Raw genomic sequence first — 18,716 nt, 5'->3', positions numbered from 1 at the left:
CGAATTATTGCTGGAAACGTGATCAATCTAACACCTGGCAGATTGACCGTAAAGAAAGTTGCGCTACACAACAGTTTAGCACGTTTTACGATCGCCCGACTTTTTGATCCCTCAGCTCGCCTTCTTCCTGCCGTTAAAAACCGTGGAAACTGACAGCATTCCCGTATCAATGATAGGATAATCAATGAACGATAAAAACGGTAAGAAGCATGTTAGACAAAATTTTAAGAATTGCCACCAGGCAAAGTCCGCTTGCACTCTGGCAGGCACATTATGTTCAGCAGCGTCTGATGGCTTGCCATCCGGGGCTTCGCGTCGAACTGGTCCCGATGGTCACCAAGGGTGATGTGATCCTGGACACGCCGCTGGCCAAGGTCGGCGGCAAGGGATTATTCGTCAAAGAGCTGGAACAGGCGATGCTCTCCGATCGCGCGGATATCGCCGTTCATTCAATGAAAGACGTGCCGATTGAGTTCCCGGAAGGGCTGGGGCTGGTCACCATCTGCGAGCGGGAAGACCCGCTTGATGCCTTTGTTTCTAATCAATACGATTCGGTAGAGGCTCTGCCTCAGGGTGCCGTAGTGGGGACTTCAAGCCTGCGTCGTCAGTGCCAGCTAAGCGCGCGCCGTCCGGATCTGGTTATCCGTTCGCTGCGTGGCAATGTGGGTACACGTCTGGGCAAGCTGGATGCCGGTGAATATGACGCTATTATTCTCGCCGTTGCGGGGCTGAAGCGTCTTGGCCTTGGCGACCGTATCCGCCACGCCATGCCAGCCGAAGAGTCGCTGCCTGCCGTGGGCCAGGGCGCAGTGGGGATTGAATGCCGACTGGATGATGCTCAGGCCATTGCGCTGCTCTCTGCACTGAATCACGAAGAAACCGCCGTGCGCGTTAAAGCGGAACGGGCGATGAACACGCGTCTGGAAGGGGGTTGTCAGGTGCCTATCGGCAGCTTTGCGTTGCTACAGGACGATGAGCTCTGGCTGCGCGGTCTTGTAGGGTCGCCAGATGGCAAAGTGATGGTTCGCGGTGAACGACGTGGCCCGCGAGAAGATGCTGAAAAAATGGGCATCTCTCTGGCTGAAGAGCTGCTGGACAACGGCGCCCGTGAAATCCTTAAAGAAGTCTATCAGGGAAATCCGCCGCAATGAGTATCCTGGTCACCCGCCCCGCCCCGGCTGCCGATGAGCTGGTCAGCCGATTATGCCAGCAGGGGCGGGCGGCCTGGGCTATGCCTTTAATAGAGTTCACGCCTGGCGTGGATCTCGATAAGCTGGCAGCCAGCCTGGCCTCCCTCCAGCCTGGTGACCTGGTTTTTATTCTCTCGCAGCACGCTATCCATTACGCTCAGCCAGCAATGTTACGCGCAAAGGCGACCTGGCCTGAAAGCTTGAACTATTATGCTATTGGTCGCACCACGGCTCTGGCACTTCATGCCGCCAGCGGGCTGGATGTTGTCTGGCCGCATGAGCGGGAGACCAGCGAAGTGCTGATTCAGCTTCCCGCCCTGCAACAGGTTGCCAACAAGCGGGCAATTATTTTACGCGGTAATGGTGGGCGGGAATTGCTTGCTGAGACCTTGCAAGCTCGTGGCGCTTCTGTAGAGTTTATTGAATGCTATCAACGCTGTGCAAAAATTTACCACGGCGCGGTTGAAGGCCGTCGCTGGCGCGACAGGCAGGTTGATACGCTGGTAGTCACCAGTGGTGAAATGCTGCAACAGCTCTATTCGCTGTTCCCCGAGATCGATCGCGAGGAATGGCTTCTGCACTGCCGACTGGTTGTCGTCAGTGAACGTTTGGCTACCTGTGCCAGGGAACTGGGCTGGCGCGACATCAGGGTGGCCGATGGTGCCGATAACGACGCGTTGCTGCGCGCGTTACATTAAACTTAAATATGGGATGTGCCACAATGACGGAACAAAAAGATTCCTCCGCCATGGTTGATGAAACCACCCCAGCGGTGGAGACCTCTACACCAGAACCACGCAAGTCGAAGAGTACCGGCACGGCGTTGGGCATTCTGGCGATAGCGATCGCGCTGGCTATTGGCGTGGGACTTTATATAAATGGTAAACACCAGGCTCAACAGCAGGCTGCGGCTAACCAGACGCTGGCTAATCAACTCGCCGATTTGCAACAGCAGGCCGCCAGCGATAAACAAACGCTGACGCAGCAGCTGACTAAGCAAACCAGTGCACTAGAGACTGCCCACCAGCAGCAGACGGCCACCAGCCAGCAGCTGGATGAGCTGAAAGAGAAGGTTGCCACCATCTCCGGCAATGATGCCCACACCTGGCTGCTAGCTCAGGCTGACTACCTGGTAAAACTGGCGGGCCGTAAATTGTGGAGCGATCAGGACGTCACTACCGCCGCGGCCCTGCTAAAAAGCGCCGATGCCAGCCTGGCCGATATGAATGACCCCAGCCTGATCGATGTGCGCCGGGCGTTAACCGAGGATATCAGCGGCCTCTCTGCGGTCAGCCAGGTCGACTATGATGGCATTATCCTGAAGCTGAATCAGCTCTCCAACGGTGTCGATAATCTGCGTCTGGCGGATAATGACAGCGACGACAGCCCTATGGATCAGGACAGCGACGAGCTTTCTTCTTCCCTGCGCGAGTGGCGTCAGAATCTGGTCAAGAGCTGGCATAACTTTATGGATGACTTTATTACCATTCGCCGTCGTGATACCACTGCCGAGCCTCTGCTGGCACCGAATCAGGATGTCTACCTGCGTGAAAATATTCGCTCGCGCCTGCTGATCGCCGCCCAGGCCGTTCCACGTCATCAGGACCAAATCTACAAGCAATCCATCGATACGGTATCCGCCTGGGTTCGTGCATGGTTTGATACCAATGATCCGGCCACCAAAGCCTTCCTCACGCAGCTTGACGACCTGAGCCAGCAGAGCGTTTCTATGGATGTGCCTGATGCGCTGCAAAGCCAGCCCATGCTGGATAAACTGATGCAAACGCGCGTGCGTAACCTGCTGGCGCAGCCCAGTGCCGGGCAACAGCAGCAGGGAGAATAAGCATGCTTAAAGTGCTGATACTGTTTATTTTACTGATTGCTGGCGTGGTGCTTGGCCCTCTGCTGGCGGGTCATCAGGGTTATGTCCTGATCCAGACTGACAGCTGGAATATTGAAACCAGCGTCACCGGACTGGCAATCATCCTGATCCTGTCACTGATTGTTATCCTGCTTGTTGAGTGGGTCCTGCGACGCTTATTACGCACTGGCGTGAAAACTCGTGGCTGGTTCCGGGGCCGCAAACGCAACCGCGCCCGCAAGCAAACCAATGCTGCGCTGGTCAAACTTGCCGAAGGTGATTATCGTCAGGTTGAGAAGTTGCTGTCGCGCAATGCCGATCATGCTGAACAACCTGTCGTCAACTATCTGCTGGCAGCCGAAGCAGCTCAACAGCGCGGCGATGAAACTCGCGCTAACCAACATCTGGAGCGGGCAGCCGAGCTGGCCGGGAGCGATCAGCTTCCGGTTGAGATCACCCGCGTACGTGTGCAGCTGGCACGTAATGAAGATCACGCGGCACGTCATGGTGTTGACCGCCTGCTGGAAGTGGCTCCGCGCCATCCGGAAGTGTTGCGTCTGGCTGAACAGGCTTATGTCCGTACCCAGGCCTGGAGCGCCCTGCTCGACATTCTCCCGGCGATGGAGAAGTCTCAGGTTTCTGACCCGGCACATCGTCTGGCGCTGCAACAGGAAGCCTGGCTTGGCCTGATGAATCAGGCCATGGCCGATCAGGGCAGTGAGGGCCTGAAGCGCTGGTGGCAGGCTCAGAGCCGTAAAACGCGTCATGAAACGGCCCTGCAAGTCGCTATGGCGGATCACCTGATTGTCTGTAATGACCATGAGACGGCGCAGGAAATCGTGCTGGATGGTCTGAAGCGCGCTTATGATGAGCGTCTGATCCTGCTGATGCCGCGCCTCAAGACCGGTAATCCGGAGCAGCTGGAAAAAGCGCTTCGTCAGCAAATCAAACAGCATGGCGCAACGCCGCTGCTGCACAGCACGCTGGGTCAGCTGTTGATGAAGCATGGTGAGTGGGAACAGGCAGCCGAAGCGTTCAGGGAAGCGCTTAAGCAGCGTCCGGATGCCTTTGATTATGCCTGGCTGGCAGATGCGCTGGACCGCCAGCATAAGCCTGAAGAAGCTGCGGAGATGCGTCGTGACGGACTGTTGCTGACTCTGAAAAACGCGCCTTAACGCTTTATCGCGCAATCAACCGGGCCTGGTGCCCGGTTTTTTTATGCCTTTTATCCACCCTACCGGCAAAAAAAACACCTGCACTAAGGCAGGTGTAAGAATCAGGTCGGTAAGACAATTTGGCTGGTATCCGACTCAACGTAATGTCCCGGACTCCAGTAAGGCCTGAGCGATACTGGCGGTTGGACAACGGATACCCTAAAGGGCTCTGCATCATTCCCGGATTTATGAAGCGTTAGCAATCATAAGGAGTGGAATGAGCATCTACAGCAGGATTATTGCACAAAGCGTGCCACAGTCCATCAGTTAAAGTTAAAAATTTATTATCCCTTGATTTTTAACACCTTATTTTTTGTAGCCGAACGCCTGAGAGGCATAACTTTTACTTTTTCGGCCTGAAAGCCTGTCAGAAGTCTCTGAACAGAGACAAAATGAGCAGCAAAAATATATATTCAGCTATTTCAAGAGGTTAAATGTCTCAATGTGGCGACGAAGCAGGAAGGTTTTTGCTTATCAGCTTTATCCGCAGCGTTCAGAGAAAATATGACCGTCAGAAAGGGCTCTGGACTTGCAGGGAATGATCAGGAGTAAGAGAGCAGTGAGGGTTTTATAGCTTTTTGCTTAAAGAGGTATAAACCACCGGGCAAAGAGAAGTGCGCAGAAAGCAAAAAACCCCGCCGAAGCGGGGTTTTTCAATATTGGTCGGCGAGAGAGGATTCGAACCTCCGACCCACTGGTCCCAAACCAGTTGCGCTACCAAGCTGCGCTACTCGCCGAATACTGCGTTACTTATTTACTGCGGCTCAGATCCGTGGACCTTAAGCAAAAAAACCTGCCTCGGCAAGTTTTTGAAAGTGGTCGGCGAGAGAGGATTCGAACCTCCGACCCACTGGTCCCAAACCAGTTGCGCTACCAAGCTGCGCTACTCGCCGAATACTGCTTCATCACATTACTGCTGATTTTGTGGTGCGAAGAGAGGGACTTGAACCCTCACGTCCGTTAAGACACTAACACCTGAAGCTAGCGCGTCTACCAATTCCGCCACCTTCGCATACCTGACAAAATCTGGGGTGGCTAATGGGACTCGAACCCACGACAACTGGAATCACAATCCAGGGCTCTACCAACTGAGCTATAGCCACCACATCTACTTCTGCACTTCTTTACTACTTAACGCGGTAAAACTACCACCGCAGCTCTTGCGCACAAAATTAATGGCGCGCCCGACAGGATTCGAACCTGAGACCTCTGCCTCCGGAGGGCAGCGCTCTATCCAGCTGAGCTACGGGCGCGTAGCGCCGTTGCGGATGTGCATACTACGGACTTGAGCCGATCCTGTCCAGGGCTTTTTATCACTAAATATCGCGTTTGATTACGCTTTGTGCGTTCTGTCTAAATGACGAACGTTTTACAGCCCTTTCGCGGCGAATATAGCCGCTTTTACCCCTTTAAGCCTGCCGAAAAAAGCGTACTTAAAGATCGCCGCGCCAGTGATAGTTAAGATATTTCAGCAATCTGAGCTGCCTGCGCAGGCGTGATGGCTGTGAAATAAGGCGGTAAAGCCACTCCAGCCCCATTTTCTGCCAGATCTTGGGCGCACGCTTAACCTGTCCGGTGAAAACGTCATAGGTGCCGCCTACGCCCATATAGAGAGCCTGCGGCCAGAGCAGCTTGCAATCCCGCATCAGAAGCTCCTGCCGTGGCGATCCCATCGCCACCGTCACAATCTGCGCGCCGCTGGCCTGAATACGGGCAAACAAGGCTTCGCGATCGGCAGGGGCAAAGTAGCCATCCTGTGAACCCACAATGTTCACGTTCCACTGGCGCCGCAGCTTATCTTCGGTTTGCGCCAGTACATCTGGCTTGCCTCCAATAAGGAAGACGGGCGTTCCTTCCTTTCCCGCCCGTTCCATCAGCGCTTCCCAAAGGTCGGCACCCGCTATCCGTGAGACGACAGCCTTGGGATATTTTTTACGGATTGAACGCACGATGCTGATGCCGTCCGGGTATCTGTATTCCGCCTCACTAATCAGCTGATGGATCTCGGGCTGGCTTTCCGCCGTCAGCACCTTTTCAGCATTAATGGCAACCAGCGTACCAGTTTTCAGCGTCTGCCCCTGATAGAGGTAATCCAGAAAAGCGGGCATATCGCGGAAACCCAGTAGCGTGAAGCCCCGGATTTGGTAAAGCGGTACGGAAGAAGGGAGATCCATGATGCGTTCCTTGAGGTCAAATGCAGCAAATCGGGCCAGAAGGCCCGATAAAAATCAGTTATGAACCGGCACCACCGGGGCACGGGGTCGGATCAGGCCAGCGCTGTCCAGCAGCCAGAACAGCAGTTTTGCCACCACAACAGCAGCGGCAAAAATCAGGCAGAAAAATACGATTCTGGAGGCGAACGCATCAAGCCCCTCGCGGGCGAGCACAATCATATTGAATACCGCGCCAAAACAGAAACTTTGCAAAATGGCCGCTTTATAGCGATTGGTTTCCTGCTGGCCTTTCTGGTAGAGCCAGTCGAACCATTTAATGATCAGCCCCACGCCAACCGCTCCCAGCGGAATAAACCAGGCGCCCCCCATAACCACCAGAGAACCTATCAGCGTCGGGGATATCGCCAGACCAGAATGGTTCTCCAGCACCTCCCAGGTGAAATAGTTAGCGCTGTTTAACACGATGGAGGGGCGGTCCGGCCACAGCCAGCTGGGGATAAAGACATAAAAATCCCGCACGATGGGCGCCAGCCCCTGAAAATCGATTTTGTCGTAATTTTGCAGCAGCAGCCCCAGGTTCTCCCAGGGTGAAAAGGTATCCCTGGTCAGATAGAGGAAAGTATAAAATGCCTCCGCGCCGCTGACGTCCAGGTTATAACGACGGAGCGCCAGCCAGAACATGCCGACAACCCCCGCCATACCCGCCACCGCCAGCATCCAGAGCGTGATCCAACCGCGAATAATGCCGATAAACAGAAACAGGGCGAAGGCAATAATGATGTTCGCTCTGGTGCCGCCAACGATCGCATAGGTGAGCAGCCCGAAAGCCACCGTGGTCACCAGGAAAAAGAGCCAGCTGCGAAAACCGGGCTTGAGGAAATAGACCACCAGCATCGCCGGAATAAAGAAATAGAAAAAGCGCTTCAGGGCCACGCCAGAAACCTCGGCAGAGAAGATCTGGCTGTAGCTCTGTAGCTTAAAGAGTAAAAAGCCGTTATGCAGGAAAAAAACCAGCACGGTGCCCAGCGCAATAAGAGCAAGAATGCCCCATATCAGGTGCGCCTCGACCCTGTTGATGCTGAAAACCTGGCGCCCCGGCTGCTCAGCGGCTGCCCTGAGACGCGTTTTGTAACTGACATAATAGATAGCATAAAAGCCGGTTGCTGAAAGCAGCGCCTGAAGCAGGTATTCCGCAGGCACCACCGCCACATTAAAGCCAAATACCAGCGTGCAGGTAAGCGGGAAGCCAAAATAGAATGTCAGCAGAAAAAGCAGCGAAAAGAAGACATTAAAATTAAATTTTACCCGCCGGAACTCACGCCATGTGAGCGTCAGGATCAGGCCAAGCGACAGCAGATAAACTACCAGCAGTCCCGCAAATTGCATCAGCGTCATGCCTTCTCTCCTTCCGCCAGAGCCAGCGCCTTTTTCCAGCCCTCCAGATAAGCGGGTTCAAAAAAGGCAATTGAAGTTTTATCCAGAAGCGTCATCTGCCGACGGGCTTCACTCACTACCCCGGCATCAAGCGCATCGCCGGCAAACAGCACCGGGATCTGTTGCTCGGTGAGATCCTGCCAGAAGGGATTTTTACGATTGACGACAAAGGGTATGTTGGCCTGAATCAGCAGGCACAGCGTGCCAATCCCCTGTTGGCGTTCAAAAATAAAATACCCCAGATCGCACTGTGAAATCAGCCGTAAATAGGCTTCAAACGCCAGCTTTTCCGTGAGGATCTGTAACCGTTCTGCGGCAAACAACGCCAGCCCCGCTTCACGCACCTGATGAATATATGCCTCATTATTCTCCGGATAGCCCAGCGGCACCACCACGTTGACCTCATCGCCAAACTGCTGATGGATCTCCCGCAGCGCCTGTAGATGACGGTTACTGGCATCCCCTGAGTTGCCCACCAGGATGGTCATTGTTGCCTGCTTTTCAGTGGGTAAAGGGGCCTGCGACAACCGCGTGGGGAAATAGAGCAGAGAAGCCGGGACAGCGGGATGGCGCTGCTGAAAATGGCTGATATCCCCGCGCGTGGCAAAGACCTGCCCCACACGCTTTTGCGCCAGACGCCGCATAAAATAGAAGAGACGAAACTTCAGCCCACCCGCCTCCTCGTAAAGATCCGCGCCCCAGATATGCCAGTACACCTGAGCCGGTTTGAGCTTGCCAGAAAGGATCGCCAGCCAGAGCCAGGGGTTGAACTGCCCATGAAAAAAGAAGCGTGTATTTCTGTCGGCTCTGGCCTGTGTCACTACGGCTTCAGCCAGTGCGCGTTTACTGGCAAACCAACGGATGGCCAGGTTATCAGCAGCAGACAGCTCCCCCGCTTTCCCTGCTACCCAAAACTGGCGAGGCTCCCGGCGTGGCACAGCTTCTGCCACAACATCGTTAAAGAAGCGCAACACGGTCTGATTGTGATGCGGGACAGGTGAGCCAAGAACGTGAATCAATGTTGTCATACTTTTCTACGATAAAGAAAAAAGGTGCCCGCACAGAGGACAAAATAAACCAGATAAGTTGCCATATAGGCCTGAGCCGCTCCGGTGGCGCCGTGTAAGGGGATCAGCCAGCGCGCAAACAGCGTCAGCAGCAGAAACTGGCTGATTTCCGTCAGAGCATAAAAACGCAGTGAAGCTTTGGCAATCACCAGATAGCCGAATACGTAAGAGCCAACCTTAAAAACATCGCCGGTGAGCTGCCAGATAAAGAGGTCGCGCATCCCGGTAAACTGGCTGGAGAAAAGCAGCCAGATAGCCACATCACGCAGCAGCCAGACCAGCAGGCTGACGCCCATTACGGCCGGTAAAACAAAGCTCAGAGAACGAAAGATCTCGCGCGAAATCTCCTGCTTGCTGGTCAGACGCGACAGCGTGGGCAGCAGATAAACGCTGAAGGAGGCGGTGATAAACTGGAGGTAGGCATCTGAAATAGTGGTCACGCCCTGCCACAGCCCAACCTGCTCCCAGCCGTTATGCTCTGCCAGCAGGTTTCGCATCATTATCCACGCCACGGGCAGCGTAACGGAGGTCATCAGGGCCATTAAGGTAAATTTGCTGAGGTTACGGGCAATCCCGCTGTGCCAGCACGGCTTAAGAAAGCGCAGCGGCAGATGCTCCCGCTTTGCCAGCAGGATCGCCGCCGGTATCACTACCAGCGCGGGCACCATTGCCATCCCCACCAGCGCCCCGCTGTAGCCGCCAAGCCAGTAACAAACGAACCAGGCCATCACGCCGATCAGGCTGCCGAGGATCAAAGCCAGCGCATTACCTTTGGCATCCCGATAGCCTTTCACCACCGCCAGTGCCAGATTAGCCCAGGCGATGCCAGCCTGTAGGAAAGCCACAATCCGCACCACGTTCTGGTATTCGCTGTGTCCAAACAGCTTCAGGCTTATCGGCGCGGCAAACAGCAGGAACACCACGGCCAGCAAGGTCGAGAACCCCAGCACCATGGCAGAAGCCGTGCCGGTCACGGCCCGTAACTGCTGCGGGTCGTGTTGATACTCCGCAACATATTTGGTTACGCCATTGAAGATACCGGCCCCTGCCAGCACGCCAAGCACGGTGATCAGCTGACGAAAATTGCCAGCCTGCCCCACGCCAGCCGGACCAAAAGAGAGCGCCAGCATTTTAACCACCAGCAGCCCGGCCGCAATTTTGACCAGGGTGGACGCTGCCGTCCACACAGAAGCTTTAGCCAGTGACATGTCAGGAAAAATAGCTCAGCAGCGAGCTAATCACCGTCTGCTGATTATTATCGGAGAGGTTATAGAACAGAGGCAGACGCAGCAGACGCTCGCTTTCAGACTGGGTAAAGCGATCTTCCCCCTCAAAGCGACCAAAGCGCTTTCCTGCGGGCGATGAGTGCAGCGGGATATAGTGGAAGACCGCCAGTATTTCAGCTTCTTTCAACCATTCGATGAGCGCGTTACGATCGTCATTGTCACGGAGCTTAAGGTAAAACATGTGCGCATTATGCTGGCAGTTTGCTGGAATAACCGGCAGGGAGATGCGCCCGCTCGCGGCAACAGGCTGTAGCGCGGTGTAATAATTTTGCCAGAGCCGCAGACGCTGATCGTTGATGCGGCTGGCGGCTTCCAGCTGCGCCCAGAGATACGCGGCTTGCAGATCTGCCATCAGGTAGCTTGAGCCGATATCCCGCCAGGTATATTTATCCACCTGCCCGCGGAAAAACTGGCTGCGATTGGTGCCTTTTTCGCGAACGATTTCGGCACGCTCTACCAGCGAGGGATCGTTGATCAACGTTGCCCCGCCCTCGCCGCCTGCGGTGTAGTTTTTCGTTTCATGGAAGCTGAAGCAGCCAATATGCCCTATCGTCCCCAGCGCCCTGCCTTTCCAGCTGGACATCACACCCTGCGCGGCATCTTCGATGACAAACAGGTGATGTTTCTCTGCCAGCGCCATAATCACGTCCATCTCACAGGCCACCCCCGCATAATGCACCGGAACAATCGCCCTGGTTTTCGGGGTGATAGCCGCTTCAATCAGGGTTTCATCGATGTTCATGGTATCCGGACGGATATCCACAAAGACGATGGTCGCCCCGCGCAGCACAAAGGCATTGGCGGTAGAGACAAAGGTATAGCTTGGCATGATCACTTCATCACCAGGCTGGAGATTAATCAGGATAGCGGCCATTTCCAGTGAAGCGGTGCAGGAGGGGGTCAGCAGCACTTTTTTGCTGCCAAATTTGTTCTCCATCCACTGCTGGCAACGCCGGGTAAAACCGCCGTCGCCGCAGAGTTTGCCGCTACCCATCGCCGACTGCATATAGTCGAGTTCGGTTCCCACTACCGGTGGGGCGTTAAACGGGATCATAAGTTACCTGTAAAGCCAGTAGGCGGTGCGTTCGATAACGCCCCCGCAGCGTTGATAAAGCCGGAGAGCAGGCAGATTTGCCAGCTGCGTGGCAACATGGAGCCGGGTCAGACGGCGGGCGCGGCTCCAGTCGGCTGCGGCTGCAACTAATCGCTGCCCCACGCCCAGTCCCTGTGCTTCTGGCAGGGTGGCAAGCAGCCCGATTCTGGCGCTGCCATCAGCAAGTTCCCGCAGCGAAACAAATCCCTGCAAGCTTCCCTGAGTATTCACCGCCAGCAGAGACTGATGATCAAAGGTGCCGAGCACCGCGTTTTCGCTCCACTGAGCATAGAACCTGCCGCTGTCATCGGGCTGATACCAGGGCGCACGGAAGCGGCTGTGGGCAAAGGCTCCCGCTGCGGCGGCACGCAGCGCGGGAATATGTTCCTGGCGGGCAATTTTAATCCCTTCTGGCCGGCTCGCGGAGTCAATGCCCAGGACAAAGTCTGCTTCCCCTTCCACCAGCCGGAAGCCCAGCGAAGTCAATGCATCCAGTTCGGCAACCTGCTGCGTCAGCACCTTTGCCTGAAGAATGTCATAGCCTTCGAACAGGGATTCGCTTAGCGGCGTTTCGCCGCCAAATTCGATCAGCCCGCTCTGCACCTGGAAGAATTCATTCTCCCAGTGCAGCGGTTTAATATTGACGAGGACGGGCATGCAGAAGATCTACCAGATATTGGCCGTAGCCGGTTTTTGCCAGCGCCTGCGCAGAACGAAGGACATCCTCATCCGTCAGCCAGCCGTTACGCCAGCCAATCTCTTCAAGGCAGGCAATTTTAAATCCCTGACGTTTTTCTACCGTTTGCACAAAGGTGCTGGCTTCAATCAGGCTGTCATGGGTGCCGGTATCCAGCCAGGCAAAACCGCGCCCGAGCAGCTGTACTGAAAGTTCACCTTGCTCCAGGTACATCTGGTTGATGGAGGTGATTTCAAGTTCACCCCGCTCAGAAGGTTTCACCTTTTTGGCAAATTCCACCACGCGGTTATCATAAAAATAGAGGCCCGTTACCGCCCAGCGAGACTTAGGGCTGCTGGGTTTTTCTTCTATTGAGAGCGCCCGGAACGCATCATCAAACTCAACCACGCCAAAGCGTTCAGGATCCATTACCTGGTAGGCGAAAACTGTTGCGCCCTGGGTTTTGGCCGCCACCTGGCGCAGTTTTGGACTGAACCCCTGGCCAAAATAGATGTTGTCCCCTAATACCAGACAGCACTCTTCACCGTTGAGGAAGGATTCACCAATAATGAACGCCTGAGCCAGTCCATCGGGATGCGCCTGCTCAGCATAGGTGAGCTGAATTCCAAATTCTTCGCCTGTACCTAAGAGCCGCTGAAAGTGCTGTTTATCTTCCGGCGTGGTAATGATCAGAATATCGCGGATCCCCGCCAGCATCAGTACGGAAAGGGGATAATAGATCATCGGCTTATCGTAAACGGGCAACAGTTGTTTCGAGATGCCGCGAGTGATGGGGTGTAACCGGGTCCCGGAGCCGCCCGCCAAAACGATACCTTTCATATAATCCTCCTCAGAGCATTCATAATGACAGCCCTAAACGCTCGCCCTGGTAACTGCCATCCAGAATGCTTTGCCACCACTGCGGGTGTGCCAGGAACCAGCTGACGGTTTTACGCATTCCTGTTCCAAAGGTTTCCTGCGGCCGCCAGCCCAGTTCACGCTCGATTTTACTGGCATCGATAGCATAGCGGCGGTCGTGGCCCGGTCTGTCGGCGACAAAAGTGATGAGTTCGCGAAAGTCAGCGATACCGCTGGGCTTAACGGGAGCCAGCTCATTCAGTAAGTCACACAGCGTTTCAACGACATCAAGATTACGCCGCTCGTTGTGCCCACCGATGTTATAGGTCTCGCCCACCCTGCCAGCCGTAACCACCTGATAAAGCGCCTCCGCATGGTCATCCACATAGAGCCAGTCCCGAATCTGGGCACCATCACCGTAAACCGGTAAGGGTTTGCCCGCCAGAGCATTGATAATCATCAACGGGATCAGCTTCTCAGGAAAATGGTAAGGGCCGTAGTTATTTGAGCAGTTGGTAACGATGGTCGGTAAGCCATATGTCCGGTGCCATGCCCGCACTAAATGGTCACTGCTGGCCTTGGTAGCCGAGTAGGGGCTGCTGGGTGCATAGGGCGTATTTTCGGTAAAGAAATCGTTCTCTGTTTCGAGATCGCCAAACACTTCATCCGTCGAGATATGATGGAAGCGGAAACGCTCTTTTTCATCCGCAGGCAGAGAGGCCCAATAGTGGCGGGCCGCTTCAAGCATCGTGTAAGTCCCCACAATGTTGGTTTCTACGAAAGCTTTGGGGCCATCAATTGAGCGATCGACATGGCTCTCAGCGGCAAGATGCATAATCAGATGGGGACGAAAATCGGCTATCACAGCCTCAATCGCCTCACGGTCACAAATATCGATTCTGGCAAAAGAGAAGCGGGGATTTTCAGCCACCGTCGCCAGCGAAGCCAGGTTGCCCGCATAGCTCAGCTTATCAATAACCCGCACCTGGTCGTCAGTGGTTGCGATGATATGCCTCACCACTGCCGAGCCAATAAAGCCTGCACCACCGGTGATCGCTATTCGCCTCACTGCCAGACTCCTTTGGTATCAACGATTTGATAACCCCGGACGCGTTGGGGATCGAGCGCTTTAAATTGCGCGTGATCGACCAGCATCACCAGCACATCCGCTTGCAGTAGAGCCTCGTCAAGCGAGACCAGCCCGGCTTTCTCTTTCAGAGAGCGGGGAAGCTGCTGGATATTGGGTTCAACAACCAGCATGGTGCCAGGGTGCCAGCCAGCAATCATTTCAGCCACATGCATGGCGGGACTTTCCCGCAGATCGTCAATGTCCGGCTTAAAGGCCAGACCAAAGCAGGCGATCGTCAGTTCGCTGGCACGTTTGTCGCTGCTGGTCAGGCTTTCAGCCAGCGCTTTTTTTACCTGTTCAAGCACCCACAGAGGTTTGCTGTCGTTCACCTCACGCGCCGTGCGGATAAGGCGTGCCTGAACCGGATTTTGCGCCACAATAAACCAGGGATCGACGGCGATACAATGTCCGCCAACTCCCGGACCGGGCTGCAAAATGTTCACCCGAGGATGAAGGTTCGCCAGGCGAATCAGCTCCCAGACGTTGATCCCCTGATCGGCGCAAATCAGCGACAGTTCGTTAGCGAAGGCAATGTTGACGTCACGAAAACTGTTTTCCGTCAGCTTACACATTTCAGCCGTGCGGGCGTTGGTCACCACGCATTCGCCTTCAAGGAAAATCCTGTAGAGATCGCAGGCGCGCTGGGAGCAGACTGCCGTCATGCCGCCAATTACCCGATCGTTTTTCACCAGTTCTATCATCACCTTGCCCGGCAGTACGCGCTCAGGGCAGTAGGCGATGTTCACATCGGCCGCTTCCCCCGCCTGCTGGGGAAAACTCAAATCAGGACGCGATGAGGAGAGCCAGGCCGCCATCTGTTCTGTGGCACCAACGGGCGAAGTGGATTCCAGGATCACTAAATCCCCTTTTTTCAGCACGGGCGCTATCGACTCTGCGGCGGCTTTAACCCAGGAGAGATCGGGCTGATGGTCATCTTTAAAAGGCGTCGGCACAGCAATCAGAAAAGCATCGGCGGCTTCCGGCTGCGTGGAGGCACGAAGAAAACCCTGTTCAACCGCCGTTTTCACCACGCGGTCCAGATCCGGCTCCACAATATGGATTTCGCCGCGATTGATGGTTTCAACCGCCTGTGCGTTGATATCGATGCCAATGACCTTTTTTTGCCGTGAAGCAAAGGCCGCAGCGGTAGGCAGGCCAATGTAGCCTAAACCAATGATGGAGATGGTATTGAAAGTCATAACGAAACCCGGTTATTTTTCAGGGCCTGTACGATACGTTCGCAGGCCAGGCCGTCCCCATAAGGGTTGTGGGCACGGCTCATAGAGTGATAAGCCTCTTCGTCCGTAAGCAGACGAGTGACTTCATTAACAATTTTTTGTGTGTCGGTGCCTACCAGCCTCACCGTACCCGCTGAAACCGCTTCGGGCCTCTCTGTGGTGTCCCGCATCACCAGCACCGGTTTCCCCAGTGAAGGGGCTTCCTCCTGAATACCGCCTGAATCGGTCAGGATCAGCCACGAGCGCACCATCAGCCAGACAAAAGGCAGGTACTCCTGAGGTTCAATCAGAAAGATATTGTCGATATCGCTAAGGATGCGGTTAACCGGCTCGCTGACGTTAGGGTTGAGGTGCACCGGATAAACAATTTGCGCATCCGGATGCAGCCGGGCGATTTCCGCCAGCGCGCTGCAAATCCGCTCAAAGCCGCCGCCGAAGCTCTCCCGTCGATGGCCGGTGACCAGGATCAGCTTTTTCTCAGCTATCAGGAATGGATAGCGCGTGGCCAGCCCCTGACGCAGCGATTCATCACTTAACACCCGATCCCGGACCCAGAAGAGCGCATCGATCACCGTGTTGCCGGTGACAAACATCCGCTCGCTACGCAGATTTTCACGCAGCAGATTCTGACGGGCATTTTCGGTCGGTGTGAAGTGCCAGGAGGCAAGGTGGCCCGTCAGCGTACGGTTGGCTTCTTCAGGCCAGGGAGAATAGAGATCGCCGGTGCGTAATCCCGCCTCAACGTGCCCTACAGGTATGCGGTGATAAAATGCTGCCAGGCTGGCAGCAAAAGAGGTAGTGGTGTCGCCATGTACCAGCACTACATCCGGTTTAAATTCGGCAAACACCGCTTTCAACCCTTCAAGAATACGGCTGGTGATTTCTGTCAGGCCCTGCCCCGGACGCATAATGTTGAGATCGTAATCCGGAACAATAGCGAACAGTTGCAGCACCTGATCGAGCATCTCGCGATGCTGGGCGGTGACGCAAAGACGGGCATCAATCTCGCTATCCTGTGCGAGTGCATGAACCAGCGGCGCCATTTTTATCGCTTCCGGACGCGTGCCAAAAACAGTTAATACTTTCACTGTTACTCTCTTTCATTCGTCTGTCTGGTAATGACAAGGCTGAACTTACTTGCGCTTCCGGCGAGCCAGGGCTATCCCAGCCCCTGTCAGGGCCCCTACAGCGCCCCACATGATCATCAGAAACAGGCGACGAGGGCTGTCACGTTTTACCGGTTCTTCCGGCGTACGCAAATAGCGATAAGTCTGGAAAGTCTTCACCAGCGTTGGGCCAACATTCAGGGTCGCTAACATCGCTCTGTTTTGATCATAGTCCAGATCGTAGCTTGGCCCGCTGGCCTGAAGATTCTCCAGCCTGGCCTGCAACAGCGGGCGGCCCAGCATAAAGAGTTCAGAATCTGGCAGCTGTTCGGAGGGCGTATCCGTTTTGGCCTGCTCAAAACCCTGCTGCTGAGCGATTTTCAACGCCTGCTGCACGCTGTTTACCTGCCGGTCATAGATCGCTTTTGCTACGGCTTCCTGTCTTTTAACCTGAGCTTTCAGCTGAGTGGTTTTAGCGGCCCATGCGCCGGTCAGCTCTTCATTCAGGTGCGTTGCAGCACGCTGACTGGCAAAGGCCACATACTGGCGCAGAAGCGTATTAGCCTCTTTCGCCGTTTCGGCAACCAGTCGCACGGAATCATTGAGGTTTTTAACCGCATCGGCTGGCTGATACTGAATATTGGCAATCAGCTCATCCAGTAGCGCTGCATCTTCACCGACGTTGCCGCTTTGCCGCTGCTTAAAATAATCGGTTTGCAGCCAGAACTCACGACGGGTGTCATACGCCGAGAGCTGCATAACAAACTCCTGGTACGCCTCATCCATCACCGAGGGTGGCAAAACCGCAGACTGACTGGCCCGGTAATCCAGGTTATCCAGAAACTGCTGCTGGGAGTAGTAACTGCTTAACATGTTGACGGTAGGACGATCGGTTACCGCAGTGGTGCTCCACTTTGGCGTCATCAACAGGGAACTGAGCCAGGCCAGCAGGACAAAAACCAACGCGCTCCCGGCAATCCATTTTTTACCCTGCCATAACGTGCAGCAGAGCCCGCGAATATCCAGTTCGTTATGGTTAACGTCAGGATGCGTCATACATCGTGTTCCTTTTATCAGGGCAAAATCAGTCTGTCCGGGACGCTTTACTGTTGCGGCGCATACGGCGTTTGAAGCGTTTCAGGAGACGCGCTACCCGCCATGCGCGTTTGATGCAGTAGCCATACAGCATAAAGGCCAGCAGGAACAGCACCAGCATCATCCATTCAGGGATGAAAGAGAGGTATTCTCCCAGCACACCCACCGCTGCCAGCAGCGCCGCTGCCGCGGTGATCAGGACAAATGCCTGGCGGGAGGTGAACCCGGCCCGCATGATCAGATGGTGAATATGCTGCCGGTCGGCAGAGAAAGGGCTCATACCCTTACTGAGGCGGCGGTACATTATTGCCACCATATCCATCAGTGGGATAGCAATTAACCACAACGCTGTGACCGGGGTAATGGGATGATTTTTCCCCTGCGTGGCTTCAAGCAGGATCCAGATAATCGTAAAGCCGATTAAGGTACTGCCGGCATCGCCCATAAAGACTTTATAGCGACGACCAAAGAGACCCATATTAAGCAGAATGTAGGGGACGATTGCCGCAATCATGGCGAAGCACCACATTGCCAGGCTCTGCTGTCCGTCTAACAGCAGAATAATGCCCATGGCCAGGAAAGTGACGCAGGATAAGCCGCCCAGCAGCCCGTCGATACCATCGACCATGTTAAACGCATTGATCGCCGCCCAGACGGCAAAAAGCGTCAGCACATAACCAAATGGGCCAACAACCAGTTCCCAGGGGCCAAAAATATAGCCCAGGCTGAGCAGATAAAGATTAGCCGCTGCCATCATTACGCCCGCCACACCAGCCTGTACAGCGGCGCGGAACTTGACGCTGATATCGTAACGATCGTCAATCGCACCAATCAGCACCAGTACGCCTGCACAACCAAGATAAAGGAGGGAGTGCGGGACATAATAATCTGTAATGGAGAACGTAAAACATATCCCGGCAAACACAGAGATACCGCCCACAAGCGGGATCACCCCCTGATGGCGTTTACGATAGTTGGGTTTATCCACTAACCCAATTCGTTTAGCTGCTTTCCGTGCAAAAAAAAGAAATGCAAGTGAAAACAGGAAGATAAACGCAAGCTCAGTACTCAAATTGAGTAAATTCACATTAACCAGCTCTCTGCTATGAATCTAATTGTATTCTCGGCATACATTGTGCCAAACACGTCACTAAGATTCTGTTTTTTTTTGAGCAAGAAGAACGCATTGCATCCCAAAGACGATACTTTTGCCCTGATCTGTTGAACGCTGTCTCAACTCAGTCCCGAAATATCGTATAACTCAAAAACGAAAAACGCCACGTCTGAGCGTGGCG

General features: G+C 54.6%; 16 protein-coding genes and 5 tRNA genes. 4 read left to right on the top strand and 17 right to left on the bottom strand.

The window, feature by feature from the left end; all coding sequences use genetic code 11:
• The first annotated feature begins 209 nt into the window (after positions 1 to 209).
• From hemC to hemY, 4 genes are read left to right on the top strand one after another with little or no spacing between them, the layout of a single operon-like run.
• Positions 210 to 1,151: a hydroxymethylbilane synthase gene (gene hemC / locus AAH450_RS20205; RefSeq protein WP_342911799.1), complete on the top strand. Its 942-nt coding sequence runs from the start codon at positions 210 to 212 to the stop codon at positions 1,149 to 1,151.
• Positions 1,148 to 1,888 (top strand): uroporphyrinogen-III synthase, encoded by a 741-nt coding sequence (hemD, locus tag AAH450_RS20200; protein ID WP_342911798.1) that lies wholly within the window; start codon positions 1,148 to 1,150, stop codon positions 1,886 to 1,888. Before hemC ends, hemD begins: the two co-directional genes overlap by 4 nt.
• Before the next feature lie 23 nt (positions 1,889 to 1,911).
• Complete coding sequence (gene hemX / locus AAH450_RS20195; RefSeq protein WP_342911797.1) at positions 1,912 to 3,033, top strand: uroporphyrinogen-III C-methyltransferase; 1,122 nt, start codon at positions 1,912 to 1,914, stop codon at positions 3,031 to 3,033.
• A 2-nt stretch (positions 3,034 to 3,035) separates the two neighbouring features.
• Positions 3,036 to 4,226 (top strand): protoheme IX biogenesis protein HemY, encoded by a 1,191-nt coding sequence (hemY, locus tag AAH450_RS20190; RefSeq protein WP_342911796.1) that lies wholly within the window; start codon positions 3,036 to 3,038, stop codon positions 4,224 to 4,226.
• A 699-nt stretch (positions 4,227 to 4,925) separates the two neighbouring features.
• Here the strand turns inward: hemY and AAH450_RS20185 are convergent.
• The 17 genes from AAH450_RS20185 to wecA form a co-directional block, all read right to left on the bottom strand.
• Positions 4,926 to 5,002, bottom strand: a tRNA-Pro gene (locus AAH450_RS20185).
• A 79-nt stretch (positions 5,003 to 5,081) separates the two neighbouring features.
• Positions 5,082 to 5,158: transfer RNA gene (locus AAH450_RS20180), tRNA-Pro, on the bottom strand.
• A gap of 32 nt (positions 5,159 to 5,190) precedes the next feature.
• A tRNA-Leu gene (locus AAH450_RS20175) sits at positions 5,191 to 5,277 on the bottom strand.
• A 15-nt stretch (positions 5,278 to 5,292) separates the two neighbouring features.
• Positions 5,293 to 5,368 (bottom strand) — tRNA-His (locus AAH450_RS20170).
• 73 nt (positions 5,369 to 5,441) lie between these two features.
• Positions 5,442 to 5,518, bottom strand: a tRNA-Arg gene (locus AAH450_RS20165).
• Positions 5,519 to 5,698: 180 nt separating this feature from the next.
• A complete protein-coding gene (gene wecG / locus AAH450_RS20160) occupies positions 5,699 to 6,439 on the bottom strand; it encodes a lipopolysaccharide N-acetylmannosaminouronosyltransferase (protein WP_342911795.1) in 741 nt (246 codons plus the stop codon).
• A 54-nt stretch (positions 6,440 to 6,493) separates the two neighbouring features.
• Positions 6,494 to 7,834 (bottom strand): ECA oligosaccharide polymerase, encoded by a 1,341-nt coding sequence (wzyE, locus tag AAH450_RS20155; protein ID WP_342911794.1) that lies wholly within the window; start codon positions 7,832 to 7,834, stop codon positions 6,494 to 6,496.
• On the bottom strand, positions 7,831 to 8,901 hold the full coding sequence (locus tag AAH450_RS20150) for a TDP-N-acetylfucosamine:lipid II N-acetylfucosaminyltransferase (RefSeq protein WP_342911793.1): 1,071 nt from the start codon (positions 8,899 to 8,901) through the stop codon (positions 7,831 to 7,833). The genes wzyE and AAH450_RS20150 overlap by 4 nt, the downstream gene beginning before the upstream one ends.
• Positions 8,898 to 10,148: a lipid III flippase WzxE gene (gene wzxE / locus AAH450_RS20145; RefSeq protein WP_342911792.1), complete on the bottom strand. Its 1,251-nt coding sequence runs from the start codon at positions 10,146 to 10,148 to the stop codon at positions 8,898 to 8,900. The genes AAH450_RS20150 and wzxE overlap by 4 nt, the downstream gene beginning before the upstream one ends.
• 1 nt (position 10,149) lies before the next feature.
• Positions 10,150 to 11,280 (bottom strand): dTDP-4-amino-4,6-dideoxygalactose transaminase, encoded by a 1,131-nt coding sequence (rffA, locus tag AAH450_RS20140; protein ID WP_342911791.1) that lies wholly within the window; start codon positions 11,278 to 11,280, stop codon positions 10,150 to 10,152.
• A gap of 3 nt (positions 11,281 to 11,283) precedes the next feature.
• Positions 11,284 to 11,976, bottom strand: a complete 693-nt coding sequence (rffC, locus tag AAH450_RS20135) for a dTDP-4-amino-4,6-dideoxy-D-galactose acyltransferase (protein ID WP_342911790.1) — start codon at positions 11,974 to 11,976, stop codon at positions 11,284 to 11,286.
• The gene (gene rfbA, locus AAH450_RS20130; protein WP_342911789.1) at positions 11,954 to 12,835 is read right to left on the bottom strand and encodes a glucose-1-phosphate thymidylyltransferase RfbA; all 882 of its coding nucleotides are present in this window, start codon (positions 12,833 to 12,835) and stop codon (positions 11,954 to 11,956) included. The genes rffC and rfbA overlap by 23 nt, the downstream gene beginning before the upstream one ends.
• Before the next feature lie 19 nt (positions 12,836 to 12,854).
• On the bottom strand, positions 12,855 to 13,922 hold the full coding sequence (rfbB, locus tag AAH450_RS20125) for a dTDP-glucose 4,6-dehydratase (protein ID WP_342911788.1): 1,068 nt from the start codon (positions 13,920 to 13,922) through the stop codon (positions 12,855 to 12,857).
• Positions 13,919 to 15,181 carry a UDP-N-acetyl-D-mannosamine dehydrogenase gene (wecC, locus tag AAH450_RS20120; protein WP_342911787.1) on the bottom strand — a complete coding sequence of 421 codons (1,263 nt, stop codon included), beginning with the start codon at positions 15,179 to 15,181 and terminating at the stop codon, positions 13,919 to 13,921. The genes rfbB and wecC overlap by 4 nt, the downstream gene beginning before the upstream one ends.
• Positions 15,178 to 16,308, bottom strand: coding sequence for a non-hydrolyzing UDP-N-acetylglucosamine 2-epimerase (gene wecB / locus AAH450_RS20115; protein ID WP_342911786.1), 1,131 nt, complete (start codon positions 16,306 to 16,308; stop codon positions 15,178 to 15,180). The genes wecC and wecB overlap by 4 nt, the downstream gene beginning before the upstream one ends.
• 45 nt (positions 16,309 to 16,353) lie before the next feature.
• On the bottom strand, positions 16,354 to 17,382 hold the full coding sequence (gene wzzE, locus AAH450_RS20110; RefSeq protein ID WP_342911785.1) for an ECA polysaccharide chain length modulation protein: 1,029 nt from the start codon (positions 17,380 to 17,382) through the stop codon (positions 16,354 to 16,356).
• Positions 17,383 to 17,410: 28 nt separating this feature from the next.
• Complete coding sequence (wecA, locus tag AAH450_RS20105) at positions 17,411 to 18,508, bottom strand: UDP-N-acetylglucosamine--undecaprenyl-phosphate N-acetylglucosaminephosphotransferase (protein WP_342911784.1); 1,098 nt, start codon at positions 18,506 to 18,508, stop codon at positions 17,411 to 17,413.
• Positions 18,509 to 18,716 lie beyond the last annotated feature (208 nt).

The sequence above is a fragment of the Erwinia magellanica genome, assembly GCF_039023495.1.
Taxonomy (GTDB): domain Bacteria; phylum Pseudomonadota; class Gammaproteobacteria; order Enterobacterales; family Enterobacteriaceae; genus Erwinia.
This window is presented reverse-complemented; position numbering and strand designations above follow the sequence as displayed.

Excerpts from the sequence above, each read along its gene's own strand:
- hemC (WP_342911799.1), top strand. The coding sequence starts at position 210 with ATGTTAGACAAAATTTTAAGAATTGCCACCAGGCAAAGTCCGCTTGCA.
- hemD (WP_342911798.1), top strand. The coding sequence starts at position 1,148 with ATGAGTATCCTGGTCACCCGCCCCGCCCCGGCTGCCGATGAGCTGGTC.
- hemX (WP_342911797.1), top strand. The coding sequence starts at position 1,912 with ATGACGGAACAAAAAGATTCCTCCGCCATGGTTGATGAAACCACCCCA.
- hemY (WP_342911796.1), top strand. The coding sequence starts at position 3,036 with ATGCTTAAAGTGCTGATACTGTTTATTTTACTGATTGCTGGCGTGGTG.
- wecG (WP_342911795.1), bottom strand. The coding sequence starts at position 6,439 with ATGGATCTCCCTTCTTCCGTACCGCTTTACCAAATCCGGGGCTTCACG.
- wzyE (WP_342911794.1), bottom strand. The coding sequence starts at position 7,834 with ATGACGCTGATGCAATTTGCGGGACTGCTGGTAGTTTATCTGCTGTCG.
- AAH450_RS20150 (WP_342911793.1), bottom strand. The coding sequence starts at position 8,901 with ATGACAACATTGATTCACGTTCTTGGCTCACCTGTCCCGCATCACAAT.
- wzxE (WP_342911792.1), bottom strand. The coding sequence starts at position 10,148 with ATGTCACTGGCTAAAGCTTCTGTGTGGACGGCAGCGTCCACCCTGGTC.
- rffA (WP_342911791.1), bottom strand. The coding sequence starts at position 11,280 with ATGATCCCGTTTAACGCCCCACCGGTAGTGGGAACCGAACTCGACTAT.
- rffC (WP_342911790.1), bottom strand. The coding sequence starts at position 11,976 with ATGCCCGTCCTCGTCAATATTAAACCGCTGCACTGGGAGAATGAATTC.
- rfbA (WP_342911789.1), bottom strand. The coding sequence starts at position 12,835 with ATGAAAGGTATCGTTTTGGCGGGCGGCTCCGGGACCCGGTTACACCCC.
- wecC (WP_342911787.1), bottom strand. The coding sequence starts at position 15,181 with ATGACTTTCAATACCATCTCCATCATTGGTTTAGGCTACATTGGCCTG.
- wzzE (WP_342911785.1), bottom strand. The coding sequence starts at position 17,382 with ATGACGCATCCTGACGTTAACCATAACGAACTGGATATTCGCGGGCTC.